This window comes from Cupriavidus sp. 8B (assembly GCF_054589115.1).
Genome location: NZ_BAAILO010000586.1, coordinates 47,253 through 60,070 on the forward strand (window position 1 = coordinate 47,253; position 12,818 = coordinate 60,070).

A 12,818-nucleotide genomic window follows, 5' to 3' on the forward strand; every position below is an offset into this window, starting at 1 on the left:
TCGATGACCAGGATGCTGGGTGGTTTCGTCAAGGCTGGATTGGCGTTTGGTTAGCGTCTGGTTCGTGTTTGGATCGCGTCGGGCGGCGCGCCGCCGCCGGCGCCTTTGTTTGCTCTATAATAAGCGGGTCGCGCCGATTTGATGACTGGCTTGCGGGCGCGCGGCGGCATGGTAACCCCTGGAGGCGTGGTTTTGGGGGTTCCGGCAGCCAATATAAATGCGGCTAAAGAGGTGGGTCGGTTCCCTGCCACGCAAGGCACCGACACGCGGGACACAAGACCCGTGCAAAACCCGATTTGGCTGCGCCGTCGTTGATGCTGTGTTTGATGTCAGGTTCGATGTCATCCGCAGGCAACGTCCACGCAATGCCGGTCGGGTTTTTTTTCGCCTGTTTGCCAACGGGCTTATTCCATGACAGACGTAGCTCCGCCTCCTGCCACGTTGGCATTGCCGGCCGATTCGGTCGGCTTCGTCACGCCGCAGCGCATGCATTTCCCCGAGCCGTTGAAGCTGCGCAACGGCACCTCGCTAGCCGACTACGACCTGATGGTCGAGACCTACGGCACGCTCAACGCCGCCCGCTCCAACGCCGTGCTGGTGTGCCACGCGCTCAACGCTTCGCACCACGTGGCCGGCGTGTACGAGCACGACCCGCGCGACGTCGGCTGGTGGGACAACATGGTCGGCCCGGGCAAGCCGCTCGACACCGACCACTTCTTCGTCATCGGCGTCAACAACCTCGGTTCCTGCTTCGGCTCGACCGGCCCGATGAGCGCCAACCCCGCCACCGGCCAGCCCTATGGCGCGATGTTCCCGGTGGTCACGGTGGAAGACTGGGTCAATGCCCAGGCGCGCGTGGCGGACCGGTTCGGCATCACCCAGTTCGCGGCGGTGATGGGCGGCAGCCTGGGCGGCATGCAGGCACTGGCCTGGAGCCTGATGTATCCGCAGCGGCTGCGCCACTGCATCGTGGTGGCATCCACTCCCAAGCTGTCGGCGCAGAACATCGCCTTCAACGAGGTGGCGCGCAGCGCGATCCTGTCCGACCCGGACTTCCACGGCGGCAACTACTACGCGCACGGCGTCAAGCCCAAGCGCGGCCTGCGTGTCGCGCGCATGATCGGCCATATCACTTACCTGTCCGACGAGGACATGGCGGAGAAATTCGGCCGCGAGCTCAAGACCGACGACATCCGCTTCTCCTTCGATGTCGAGTTCCAGGTGGAGAGCTACCTGCGCTACCAGGGCGACAAGTTCGCCGAGTACTTCGATGCCAACACCTACCTGCTGATCACGCGCGCGCTCGATTATTTCGATCCGGCGCTGGCCTTCGGCGGTGATCTCACGCGCGCGGTGTCGCAGACGCAGGCCAGCTTCCTGGTGGCCAGCTTCACCACCGACTGGCGCTTCGCCCCCAATCGCAGCCGCGAGCTGGTCAAGGCCCTGCTCGACAACAAGCGCCCGGTCAGCTATGCGGAGATCGATGCGCCGCACGGGCACGACGCCTTCCTGCTCGACGACCCGCGCTATCACAACCTGATGCGCGCCTACTACGAACGCATCGCCGAGGAGATAGGCGCATGAATGCCGCGGCCAACCCCAATATCCTGGCGCTGCGCCCCGACTTTCGCGCCATCGCGCGCTGGATCGAGCCCAACTCCACGGTGCTCGACCTTGGTTGCGGCGACGGCAGCCTGCTGCGCGTGCTGCAGGACGAGCTCGACGTGCAGGCCTACGGCATCGAGATCCAGGACGACGGCGTGCTGGCGTGCGCGCAGAAGGGCGTGCACGTGATCCAGCAGAACCTGGAAGGCGGCCTGGCGCTGTTCGAGGACAAGAGCTTCGATACGGTGATCCTGTCGCAGACGCTGCAGACCATCCACAACACCGCGCAGGTCCTGCGCGAGACGCTGCGGGTGGGGCGCGAATGCATCGTGTCCTTCCCCAACTTCGGCTACTGGCCGCACCGGCTGTCGGTGTTCCGCGGCCGCATGCCGGTGTCGGAGGCGCTGCCGTACCAGTGGTACAACACGCCGAACGTGCGGGTGCTGACCATCAGCGACTTTGAAGCGCTGGCGTCCAAGGTCGGCCTGCGCATCCTCGACCGCGTGGTGATGCATGAGGGCGTGACGGTCAACTGGGGCTCGAACTGGCGCGGCAGCCTGGCGGTGTACCGGGTATGCGCCACCTGAGCCGGCGAGGGCGGGGGCTTCGTTCAGCCGCCCGCCGCGCTAGTCTCGAGCGCCGCCTGCGCCACCAGGTGGTCGACGAAGGCGCGCACCTTGGGGGCCAGGTGGCGGGTTGGCGTGTAGACCGCGAAGGCGGTGCCCACGTAGGGTTCCAGGATCTCCCAGTCGTGAAGCACCGGTACCAGGCTGCCTGACGCCAGCGCCGCCGCGGCCGAGAAATCCGGCACCAGCCCGATGCCGCCGCCGGCCTGCGCCATGGCGACGATGGCCGCGCTGTTGTTGAGCGTGACCTTCGGCGGGATGCGCAGCGCCACTGTTTGCCCGTCGCGCTTGTGCCGCAGGCTCCAGCGTTCGCCGAAGGCGCCATAGCCCAGGTAGATGCAGCGATGCCCGGCTAGCGCCGCCGGCTCGGCGGGCGTGCCATGCCGGGCCAGCCAGCCGGGTGCCGCCACCAGCCGGTAACGCACCGCGCGGATTGGCCGCGCCGCCAGTCCCGGCGCCAGTTCGCGCGCAATACGGATGGCCACGTCCACGCCTTCTTCCACCAGGTCCACCAGGCGGTCCGCCAGCGTCAGCTGCAGGTCCAGCGCGGGAAAGCGGTCCAGCAGGGCCGGCAGCCGCGGTGCCAGCCAGGCCTGCCCGAACACCACCGGCGCGCTGATCCGCAGCAGGCCATGCGGCGCGCCGCCGTGGTCGCTGGCCAGCGTGTTCACCTCCTGCGCGGCCGCCACCATGCGCGCGCAGGCGGCATGCACCGCTTGCCCGAGTTCGGTCAGGGCAAAGGCGCGCGTGGTCCGTTGCAGCAGGCTTGCGCCGATGGCTGCTTCCAGCCGAGTCACATGGCGGCTGACGGCGGAGGGTGTCATGCCAAGCTCGCGGGCGGCGGCCGAGAAGCTGCCGCATTCCACCACCCGGGCGAATACGGCCATGGCGTTAAGTTGCGCGACCGGCATGGGCTGGCTCCTGGATTTGTGATCACAGGTCAAATGGTAATTGCTTATCTGATGGATTGTTGACTTGATTGCGCGGTGGAACAATGGCGTCCAAGCGTTGGAGACATCAATGAATATCGATAGATCTGGCACCGCCGTGGCTTCCCCGGCCGCCACCCCGGCCCCGCAGGCCACGGAATCCGCCCGGCGCGGCGGCGCCTGGCGCATGGTGGCCGCCATGGCCCTGTCGGGCACCATCGGCTGGTTCGTGGTGACCAGCGGGCAGTCCCCGCTCGACGTGGTGTTTTTCCGCTGCATCTTCGGCGGCGCCGCGCTGCTGGGCACGCTGGCCCTGCGGCGCGGCTGGCAGCCCATGCGCGGCCGCGACTGGGGCTGGATGGCGCTGGGCGGCGTCACGCTGATCCTCAACTGGCTGGCCTTGTTCTCCGCCTATTCGTACAGCGGCATTTCAGTGTCCACGGTGGTCTATCACACCCAGCCCTTCTTCCTGCTGCTGCTGGCGGCGCTGTTCCAGCGCGAGGCCATCGCACCCGGGCGCCTCGCCTGGCTGGTGCTCGCCTTTGGCGGCGTGGTGCTGATTACCGGGCTGGAACATGGCGGCGCCACTGGCGGCATGCTGTATGGGGTCGGGCTGGCGATGCTGGCGGCATTGCTGTATGCCATCACCACCATGGCCACGCGCCGCCTCAAGGGGATTCCGGCAGGGCAGATCGCGGGCCTGCAGATGGTGATGGGGGTGGTCATGCTGTTCCCGCTGGCGCATCCGGCGGTGGAAACCTTCGGCGGGCGGACCTGGGGGGCGCTGCTGGCGCTTGGCCTGGTGCATACCGGGGTGATGTACACGCTGTTGTACGGCGCCTTCCAGCGCCTGAACGTGCTGTCGATCGCCACGCTGTCGTTTGTCTACCCGCTGGTGGCCATCGTGATCGATGTGCTGGTGTTCGGGGTGGTGCTCACGCCGCTGCAACTGGCGGGCATGGCGCTGATCCTGCTGGCGGTGATCGGCAACCAGCTGGGTTGGAATCCTTTGCGGCGGGCGCGTGCGGCACGGGAGGAGGGCTGAGCCGGCGGCGGATTGGAGGGGACGCTCGGTTGATGCGGCGCCAGCGCCGATCTACCGTTTGCAGTATTATCGAACGATCGTACTTTTTTGGTCCCCAGCATGTCCGCCACGCCAGCCAGCCAGACCCTCCATTCCTTCGACCACGCGATTGCGCTGGAGCCGGCAGGCGCAAACCTGTTCCACGGCCGCACCACGCCTGCCTACTGGAACATGATCGGCCCCTTCGGCGGCATCACGGCGGCCACCCTGCTGCAGGCCGTGCTGCAGCATCCCGAGCGGCTGGGCGATCCGTCCGCGCTGACCGTCAACTTCGCCGGCCCGATCGTCGAAGGGCCCTTTGTGATCGAGGCGCGTCCGGTGCGTACCAACCGCAACACCCAGCACTGGACCATCGAGCTGCGCCAGGGCGACGAAGTGGCGACCACGGCTACCGCCTTCTTCGCGGTGCGCCGCGAGACCTGGAATTGCGGCGAGGCGGTGTTCCCGCAGGTGCCGCCGGCAAGCGATGTCCCACCGATGGCCGGTTTCGCGCCGGTGCGCTGGCTGGATGCGTATGAGTTGCGGCCGGTGCGCGGCGCCAAGCCGAATGTCGAGGCCGGCACCGAGAATCCGGACAGCCTGACCCAGTTCTGGCTGCGCGACGCGCCCGCGCGTACGCCGGACTTCGCCGCGATGGCGGCGTGGTGCGACACCTTCTACCCGCGCATCTTCCTCAAGCGCGCCGGCTTCGTGCCGGCCGGCACCGTGTCGCTGACCACGTACTTCCATGCCGATGCCGCGACCCTGGCCGCGCTGGGCGAGGGCCATGTGCTGGGCAGCGCCCAGGCGCAGGTGTTCCGCCAGGGCTTCTTCGACCAGAGCGCGCAGATCTGGAGCCCGCAGGGCGAACTGCTGGCGACCTCGCACCAGATCGTCTACTACAAGCAGTAAGCGTTCGCGCTGCCGGGTATCAGGGTGTCAGGGGGGCAGGGGGTCAGGCCGCGGCGCGGGCCTGGGCCTCGTAGCGGTGCACGGTGTTGCGCATCGCCCATAGCAGCACCACGCCGGGCACCGCCACCGCCACGGTGCTGAGGTAGAAGGCCGACCAGCCGAAGGCCTCCACCAGGTAGCCCGAGCTCGGCCCCACATAGACGCGCCCGACCGAGGCCAGCGCGGACAGCAGCGCGTACTGGGTGGCCGAGAACGAGCGGTTGCACAGCGTCATCAACAGCGCCACGAAGGCCGCCGTGCCCATGCCGCCGCAGAGGTTCTCCACCGCGATGGTGGCGCCCATGGTCCACAGGTGCGGCGGCGTCACCGCCAGGATCCAGTAGCCGAGGTTGGACACCCCCTGCAGGATGCCGAATAGCAGCAGCGAGCGGTACAGGCCCAGGCGCACCATCAGCGTGCCACCGAACAGCGCGCCCACGATGGTGGCGGCCAGCCCGAGCGTCTTGTTGACCAGGCCGACTTCGCCGGCCGAAAAGCCCACGCCGCGGATCAGGAAGGTGGTGGACAGGCTGCCGGCAAACGCATCGCCCAGCTTGTAGAGCACGATCAGCAAAAGCAGCCACCAGGCGCCGGGGCGGGAGAAGAAGTCGCGCAGCGGGCCGAGGATGGCTTCTTCCATGGTGCGCGGCGTGCGCGCCGGCGATTCCGCCTCGGGCGCCCACAGCAGGCTGACGATGCCGATGCCCATCAACCCCGCCATCAGCAGGTACATCTGCTGCCAGCCCAGCACGCGGTCGGCCAGCCATAGTGCCAGCCCGCCCGAGACCAGCATCGCCAGCCGGTAGCCCAGCACCTTGACCGCCGCCCCCACGCCGCGCTCCGGCGCGCGCAGCACGTCGGTGCTGTAGGCGTCGAACACGATGTCCTGCGAGGCCGACATGAAGGCCACCAGGGTGGCCAGCGCGGCCAGCGTCCACAGCGCCTCGTGCGGCGGGCAGAAGGCCATGCCCGCGATGCCCAGCACCAGCCCGATCTGGGTCAGCAGCAGCCAGCCGCGGCGCCGGCCCAGCAGCGGCAGCGTATAGCGGTCCATCAGCGGGGCCCACAGGAACTTGAAGATATAGGCCTGGCCCACCAGCGAGAAGAAGCCGATGGTCTTGATATCAAGCCCTTCCACCGTCATCCAGGCCTGCAATGTGCCGGAGGTGAGTGCCAGCGGCAGCCCCGAAGCGAAGCCCAGCGTGAGCATGGCGCCGATGCGGCGATTGCGGAAAATGTCGAGATAGGCTTGAAAGGTCATGAATCAGGATGGCAATCGGGGCAATCGGGGCAATCGAGGCAGTCGGGATGGCGATCAGGCGGGGCAAGGCGCCGTGTATTATTGCATTACCGTCAGCGCCGGCCCCATGCGCGGGATGCGCCGGGCCCGGACCGTGTCCTGGCCGCATCAACCCTTGCTCACCCTGCTTGCAGGAAACCGCATCCAAGGAATCGCACATGTCCGATCGCCAGCGTTGTCAGTGCCGCCACCGGCGGGCCGGGATTGCGTTGCCACGTCGACTGGCCGCGCTGGCGCTGGCAGCCAGCGCCGCGCTGAGCATGGCCGCCGCCCAGGCCCAGGGCCAGGCACAGCCGCAGGACGCTGAAGATGGCATCCGCGTGCAACGCGGCGGCGCGTCCATCCGCCAGATCGTGCCGGTCGAGGTCATCGAGCAGCAGGCCTCGCAAGAGTACGAGCAACTCAAGGAAGAGGCGCAGGCCAAGAAGACCCTGGTCGGCGACAACAACCCGCAGCTGGTGCGCCTGCGCGCCATCGCCAAGCGCATCCTGCCGCAGACCCCGCGCTGGAACGAACGCGCGAGGCAATGGAAGTGGGAAGTCAACCTGATCAACTCCAAGCAGGTCAATGCGTTCTGCATGCCCGGCGGCAAGATCGCCTTCTACACCGGCCTGCTCGACCAGCTCAAGCTGACCGACGACGAAGTCGCCATGGTGATGGGGCACGAAATCGCCCATGCGCTGCAGGAGCATGCGCGCGAGCGGGCGGCCAAGTCCGAGATCACCAACCTGGGCGCCAACGTGATCTCGCAACTGTTCGGTTTTGGCAACCTCGGCAATATGGCGCTCGGCACCGGGGCGCAGCTGCTCACGCTGCGGTTCTCGCGCTCGGACGAGACCGAGGCCGACCTGGTGGGCATGGACATCGCCGCGCGTGCCGGCTACGACCCGCGTGCCGCCGTGTCGTTGTGGCAAAAAATGGGGGCGGTCTCGCAATCCTCGGCGCAGTCGGGCTCGGAGTTCCTCTCCACCCATCCGTCGGGCCGCACCCGCATCGCCGAGCTGGAGAAGCACCTGCCCGAGGTGTTGCCGCTCTACGCGCGCGCGATCGATTCCAGCGTCGGCAAGCTGCCGACCTATCGGGCCAATATGGCCAACCTGAGCAGCGCGCCGGTCGACAGCGGCGACGACGACCGGCAAAAGCCACTTAGTAAGTAGAGACGCCCGAGAGGCGCTCTTGATGGTGGATCCTGCAAGGGCACGGTGGTCAAGGCCGGGATCTGATCGAAGGGATTTCCTGGGACGAAAAAAAGCCGGCGAACCATCGCCGGCTTTTTCATTCGCGCGCGGCTGGTGAGAGCCGCATTGGCGCTTGAGCGTGTCAGGCGCTCAGGCCAGTCGCCTCGTCCGCGCCGACATGCACGTTCATGCATTGCACGGCAGCGCCGGCAGCGCCCTTGCCCAGGTTGTCCAGGCGCGCCATCAGCACAATGCGCTCGGCCGAGCCGAACACGAACAGGTCCACGCGGTTGGTGTCGTTGCTGGCCTGCACGTCGAAGAAGCCGCCGTCCAGGTTGGCCTCATCGCCCACCGGCATCACGCGCACGAACTGCTCGCCTTCGTAGTGCTTCCGGTAGATGTCCTCGATCTGTTCCGGCGTGACCTTGCGCGCCAGGCGATCCGGGTACACCGGCACCGTCACGGCCAGGCCCTTGAGGAAGTTGCCGACGATCGGGTTGAAGATCGGCGCCTGCGCCAGGCCGGCCTGCACGCGCATCTCGGGCAGGTGCTTGTGCGCGAGGCCGAGCGAGTAGGGGCGCGGGCTGTTGAGCTTGGGGTTACCGCCGGCTTCGAACTCGGCAATCATCTGCTTGCCGCCGCCGCTGTAACCGGTCAGCGAGAATGCCGAGACCGGGTAATCGGCTTGCATCACTCCGGCTTCCACCAGCGGGCGCACCGCCATCAGGAAGGCGCTGGCGTGGCAGCCCGGCACCGCGATGCGCTTGCTGGTGCGGATCTTCTCGCGCTGGCCGCGCGTGAGTTCCGGCAGGCCATAGGCCCAGCTGTCGGTGGTGCGGAACGCCGTGCTGGCGTCGATCACGCAGGTATCGGGATTGGTCACCAGCGCCACGGCCTCGCGGGAGGCAACGTCGGGCAGGCACAGGAAAGCGACGTCGGCGGCATTCAGAAAGCGTGCTCGTTCGGCCGGATCCTTGCGCTTGTCATCGGCGATACGCAGCAGCTCCACATCGGAACGGCCGGAGAGATAGTCGAGCAACCGGAGACCGGTGGTGCCTTCCTGACCATCTACGAACACTTTGAAAACCATGGCGGACTCACTCGGAAATACGAAAGACGAAAGGTCCCACGCCGGAATCGGATGGGAACCAGCATTGTAACTAGGTTGGGGGGACGTGGCAGGGTGCGTGCCGCAATGCAGCGCAAATCCCCTTGTCACGCATAACCTAGTAGGTTAAATTTGATCGAGAAACATACACCTCACTGCAGGCCTCACTGCGGGCTCTCGGTGATCGGAACCTACGCGGATCACAAGGTATGGCAGGACGTTTACCGGCCGATTACCGCCGCCGGTGCACTGTATCTGAAACTGATGGTCACCGATGCGGTGCCGGTCGTGTCATTCCAGGAGCTGGAACCATGAAATGTCCAGAATGCGGGGGTGCGGAACTGGTGCAGGACACCCGCGACGTGCCTTATACGTACAAGGGCGAAACGGTCATCGTTCCCGCGGTCTCGGGCAGCTTTTGTCCGGCGTGCGGGGAAATCGTGCTGGATCCGGATCAAGCGGACCGGTACGGCGAAGCGGCCGCGGCTTTCCAAAAGCAGGTCAACGCCGCGATCGTCGATCCGGCCTTCATCGTTGCCGTGCGCAAGAAGCTGAGCCTGGACCAGCGCGAGGCCGCGGAGATCTTCGGCGGCGGCGTCAATGCCTTCTCGCGCTACGAAACCGGCAAGACCAAGCCGCCGCTGGCCCTGGTCAAGCTGCTCAAGGTGCTGGAGCGGCACCCGGAGCTGCTCGACGAAGTGCGCTCGGCGTGGCCGGCGCGTCGGCTCACAGCGGGAAGTCGTAGTCGATCGACAGCGGCGCGTGATCGCTGAACTTCTCGTCCTTGTAGATCGAGGTGGCCTGCGCGGTCTCGGCGATCTTGGTCGTGGCCAGGTGGTAATCGATGCGCCACCCGACGTTCTTCGCGTAGGCCTGGCCGCGGTTGCTCCACCAGGTGTACTGCTCGGGGCGCGGGTCCAGCTTGCGGAACACGTCCACATAGCCGTGCACATCGAACAGCTCGCCGATCCAGCCGCGCTCTTCCGGCAGGAAGCCCGAGTTCTTCAGGTTGCCCTTCCAGTTCTTGATGTCGATTTCCTTGTGGGCGATGTTGACGTCGCCGCACAGCACGATCTCGCGCCCGCTGGCCTTGAGTTGCAGCAGGTGGGGCAGGAAGGCTTCCATGAAGCGGAATTTCGCTTGCTGGCGTTCCTCCCCGCTGGAGCCCGAGGGCACGTAGACCGAAATCACGGCAAGGTGCGGATACTGCACCTCGACATAGCGGCCTTCGTTATCGAACTCGGCGACGCCGAAGCCGGTGATCACGCGCTCCGGCTTGTGCCGGGTGTAAAGACCGACACCGCTATAGCCTTTTTTCTCCGCATAATGGAAGTAGCCGTGGTAGCCATGTGGCGCCAGGAACGCTTCCGTCATGTCGGCAGCCTGCGCCTTGAGCTCCTGGACGCAGACCATGTCGGCGTCCTGCTTGCCCATCCATTCGAAAAAGCCTTTCTTGGCCGCGGAGCGGATGCCGTTGAGGTTGGCGCTGATAATCCGTAACATCTCGGGAAATTTTGAAATCAGAGAGAAAAGATGACGCAGCAGACGACGCCGCAGCCCGGCGCTGGCGACCTGAGCCAGACCTTCATCCGCTTCGCGCTCGACGCTGGCGTGCTGTCCTTCGGCGAATTCGTGACCAAAGCGGGCCGCAAGTCGCCGTACTTCTTCAATGCGGGCCTGTTCAACCAGGGTGCGATGCTGGGCCAGGTGGCGCAATTCTATGCGAAAACCCTGCTCGCTTCCGGTTTGGACTTCGACGTGCTATTCGGGCCGGCCTACAAAGGCATCACGCTGGCGTCCGCCACCGCGGTAGCGCTGGCCGGGCTCGGACGTGACGTTGGCTTCGCCTACAACCGCAAGGAAGCCAAGGACCACGGCGAAGGCGGTACGCTGGTGGGCGCCAAGCTGCAGGGCAAGGTCGTGATCATCGACGACGTGATCTCGGCCGGCACCTCGGTGCGCGAGTCGATGGCGATGATCCGCGCGGCTGGCGCGGAGCCGGCGGCCGTGCTGATCGCGCTCGACCGCATGGAAAAGAGCGGCACGGCCGATCAGGTCGGGACGCATTCTGCAGTGCAGGATGTGCAGCGCGAATATGGCGTGCCGGTGATCTCCATCGCCAGCCTGAAGGACTTGCTGGCTTACCTGGACGCATCGCAGGATCCCGCGCTGGGTGGCTCGCGCGAGGCGGTGGCTGCCTATCGGCAGCGCTACGGCGTATAGTCTGGAACCTGTTGCCTGCTGCTTGCAAAGCTTTGTCGCAACGCAGCAGATATCGGGGAACCGCGCAGGAAAATCGCCGGTCTGACTGATTCCGCTGGCTGGCCCCTTCCGGATACCCGGGGCCGCCAGGGATTCGTTTTGCCGCCCGGCAAGGCGGCGCAGCATCTCTTTTTTGGAGGTTAGCTGGCGATGGACATCAAGACGATCCGCGAGCAGGCATTCGCCATGCCGCTCACCAGTCCGGCCTATCCGATGGGGCCATACCGCTTCATTCATCGCGAATTCTTCATCATCTCCTACCGCACCGATCCCGAGCTGTTGCGCGCGGTGGTGCCGGAACCCCTGGAGATCGCCGACGCGGTGGTCAACTACGAATTCATCCGCATGCCAGACTCCACCGGGTTTGGCGACTACACCGAATCGGGCCAGGTGATTCCCGTCACCTACCAGGGCAAGCCCGGCAACTACACCCATGCCATGTACCTCGACGACCATCCGCCACTGGCGGGCGGGCGCGAGCTATGGGGCTTCCCGAAGAAGCTGGCCAGCCCCACGCTCGCGGTCCACACCGATACGCTGGTCGGCACGCTCGACTACGGCCCGGTGCGTGTCGCCACCGGCACCATGGGCTACAAGCACCGCGAGCTCGACATGGACGTGCTGGGCCTGGCGCTCGCGAGCACGCCCAACTACCTGCTCAAGGTCATTCCGCACGTGGACGGCTCCGCGCGCATCTGTGAGCTGGTCTGCTACTTCCTGAAAGACGTGCAGATGAAGGGCGCGTGGACCGGGCCCGCAGCGCTATCGCTGTCCCCCCATGCGCTCGCGCCGGTGGCTGCCCTTCCGGTGCTGGAGGTCCTCGGTGCCAAGCACTACGTTGCCGACCTCACCCTAGGTCTGGGTGAGGTGGTGTTCGATTACCTGGCCTGAACGGCCACGCATCCATCGGTTTCCAACGGTTTTCATCGGTCCCGGCCCATCCGGCCGGCCCGCCTAACCTGAATCATCCAGACAGGAGAAACGTCCATGAAGCTCCAAGGAAAATCCGCCATCGTGACCGGCGCCGCCAGCGGCATCGGCAAGGCCATTGCTGACCTGCTGGCCAAGGAGGGCGCGGCGGTCGCCATCGCCGACCTGAATCTCGAGGCTGCGCAGAAGGCCGCCGCCGATATCGAAGCCGCCGGCGGGCGCGCCATCGCCGTGGCGATGGATGTGACCAACGAGGACGCGGTCAACAGCGCCACCGAGGCGGTGGCCAAGGCGTTTGGCGGCATCGATATCCTGATCTCCAACGCCGGCATCCAGATCGTCAACCCGATCCAGAACTACGCCTTCTCCGACTGGAAGAAGATGCAGGCCATCCACGTCGATGGCGCCTTCCTCACCACCAAGGCCGCGCTCCAGCATATGTACAAGGACAAGCGCGGCGGCACCGTGATCTATATGGGCTCGGTGCATTCGCACGAGGCCTCGCCGCTGAAGTCCGCCTACGTTGCCGCCAAGCATGCGCTGCTTGGCCTGGCACGCGTGCTGGCCAAGGAAGGCGCGGAGTACAACGTGCGCTCGCACGTGATCTGTCCGGGTTTCGTGCGCACGCCGCTGGTGGACAAGCAGATTCCCGAACAGGCCAAGGAGCTTGGCATCAGCGAGGAAGAGGTGATTCGCCGCGTCATGCTGGGCGGCACCGTGGACGGCGTGTTCACCACCGTGGACGACGTGGCGCAGACCGCGCTGTTCCTGTGCGCCTTCCCGTCGGCGGCGCTGACCGGGCAGTCCTTTGTCGTGAGCCACGGCTGGTACATGCAGTAAGCGACAAGAAAAGCGGCCGGGGGGGG

The 12,818-nt window shown here is 66.1% G+C and carries 12 protein-coding genes and 2 pseudogenes; 10 read left to right on the forward strand and 4 right to left on the reverse strand.

The window, feature by feature from the left end:
• Nucleotides 1–411 precede the first annotated feature (411 nt).
• Together metX and metW are read left to right on the forward strand one after the other, a co-directional pair.
• The gene (gene metX, locus ACYP5B_RS49385; RefSeq protein WP_318234653.1) at nucleotides 412–1,584 is read left to right on the forward strand and encodes a homoserine O-succinyltransferase MetX; all 1,173 of its coding nucleotides are present in this window, start codon (nucleotides 412–414) and stop codon (nucleotides 1,582–1,584) included.
• Nucleotides 1,581–2,192 (forward strand): methionine biosynthesis protein MetW, encoded by a 612-nt coding sequence (gene metW, locus ACYP5B_RS49390; RefSeq protein ID WP_318234654.1) that lies wholly within the window; start codon nucleotides 1,581–1,583, stop codon nucleotides 2,190–2,192. The genes metX and metW overlap by 4 nt, the downstream gene beginning before the upstream one ends.
• A 23-nt stretch (nucleotides 2,193–2,215) precedes the next feature.
• Here metW and ACYP5B_RS49395 read toward each other — a convergent pair whose 3' ends face one another.
• On the reverse strand, nucleotides 2,216–3,142 hold the full coding sequence (locus tag ACYP5B_RS49395; RefSeq protein WP_400101162.1) for a LysR family transcriptional regulator: 927 nt from the start codon (nucleotides 3,140–3,142) through the stop codon (nucleotides 2,216–2,218).
• A gap of 109 nt (nucleotides 3,143–3,251) precedes the next feature.
• Between ACYP5B_RS49395 and ACYP5B_RS49400 the strand changes: the two genes are divergently transcribed.
• Nucleotides 3,252–4,205 (forward strand): DMT family transporter, encoded by a 954-nt coding sequence (locus tag ACYP5B_RS49400; protein WP_459574768.1) that lies wholly within the window; start codon nucleotides 3,252–3,254, stop codon nucleotides 4,203–4,205.
• Between the two features lie 99 nt (nucleotides 4,206–4,304).
• Nucleotides 4,305–5,135, forward strand: coding sequence for an acyl-CoA thioesterase (locus tag ACYP5B_RS49405; protein ID WP_459574769.1), 831 nt, complete (start codon nucleotides 4,305–4,307; stop codon nucleotides 5,133–5,135).
• A 43-nt stretch (nucleotides 5,136–5,178) separates the two neighbouring features.
• On the opposite strand, the gene ACYP5B_RS49410 is transcribed toward ACYP5B_RS49405, so the two are convergent.
• The gene (locus ACYP5B_RS49410) at nucleotides 5,179–6,435 is read right to left on the reverse strand and encodes a muropeptide transporter (RefSeq protein WP_267605239.1); all 1,257 of its coding nucleotides are present in this window, start codon (nucleotides 6,433–6,435) and stop codon (nucleotides 5,179–5,181) included.
• Between the two features lie 197 nt (nucleotides 6,436–6,632).
• On the opposite strand from ACYP5B_RS49410, the gene ACYP5B_RS49415 reads away from it, so the two are divergent.
• Nucleotides 6,633–7,631, forward strand: a complete 999-nt coding sequence (locus ACYP5B_RS49415) for a M48 family metallopeptidase (RefSeq protein WP_400101166.1) — start codon at nucleotides 6,633–6,635, stop codon at nucleotides 7,629–7,631.
• 163 nt (nucleotides 7,632–7,794) lie between these two features.
• Here the strand turns inward: ACYP5B_RS49415 and argC are convergent, their stop codons facing one another.
• A complete protein-coding gene (gene argC / locus ACYP5B_RS49420) occupies nucleotides 7,795–8,742 on the reverse strand; it encodes an N-acetyl-gamma-glutamyl-phosphate reductase (protein ID WP_459574771.1) in 948 nt (315 codons plus the stop codon).
• Nucleotides 8,743–8,949: 207 nt separating this feature from the next.
• Between argC and ACYP5B_RS49425 the strand changes: the two are divergent.
• Nucleotides 8,950–9,075: pseudogene (locus ACYP5B_RS49425) on the forward strand (type II toxin-antitoxin system MqsR family toxin); the annotation flags it as partial.
• Nucleotides 9,072–9,470, forward strand: a pseudogene (locus ACYP5B_RS49430) (type II toxin-antitoxin system MqsA family antitoxin); the annotation flags it as partial. The pseudogenes ACYP5B_RS49425 and ACYP5B_RS49430, both read left to right, overlap by 4 nt.
• Nucleotides 9,471–9,486: 16 nt before the next feature.
• Here the strand turns inward: ACYP5B_RS49430 and ACYP5B_RS49435 are convergent.
• Nucleotides 9,487–10,263, reverse strand: coding sequence for an exodeoxyribonuclease III (locus ACYP5B_RS49435; protein ID WP_318234659.1), 777 nt, complete (start codon nucleotides 10,261–10,263; stop codon nucleotides 9,487–9,489).
• Between the two features lie 30 nt (nucleotides 10,264–10,293).
• Here ACYP5B_RS49435 and pyrE point away from each other — a divergent pair, with 30 nt between their 5' ends.
• The 3 genes from pyrE (at nucleotide 10,294) to ACYP5B_RS49450 (ending at nucleotide 12,792) form a co-directional block, all read left to right on the forward strand.
• Nucleotides 10,294–10,983: an orotate phosphoribosyltransferase gene (gene pyrE, locus ACYP5B_RS49440; protein ID WP_318234660.1), complete on the forward strand. Its 690-nt coding sequence runs from the start codon at nucleotides 10,294–10,296 to the stop codon at nucleotides 10,981–10,983.
• A 189-nt stretch (nucleotides 10,984–11,172) separates the two neighbouring features.
• Nucleotides 11,173–11,913: an acetoacetate decarboxylase gene (locus ACYP5B_RS49445; protein ID WP_267605244.1), complete on the forward strand. Its 741-nt coding sequence runs from the start codon at nucleotides 11,173–11,175 to the stop codon at nucleotides 11,911–11,913.
• Between the two features lie 96 nt (nucleotides 11,914–12,009).
• A complete protein-coding gene (locus ACYP5B_RS49450) occupies nucleotides 12,010–12,792 on the forward strand; it encodes a 3-hydroxybutyrate dehydrogenase (RefSeq protein ID WP_267605245.1) in 783 nt (260 codons plus the stop codon).
• Nucleotides 12,793–12,818 lie beyond the last annotated feature (26 nt).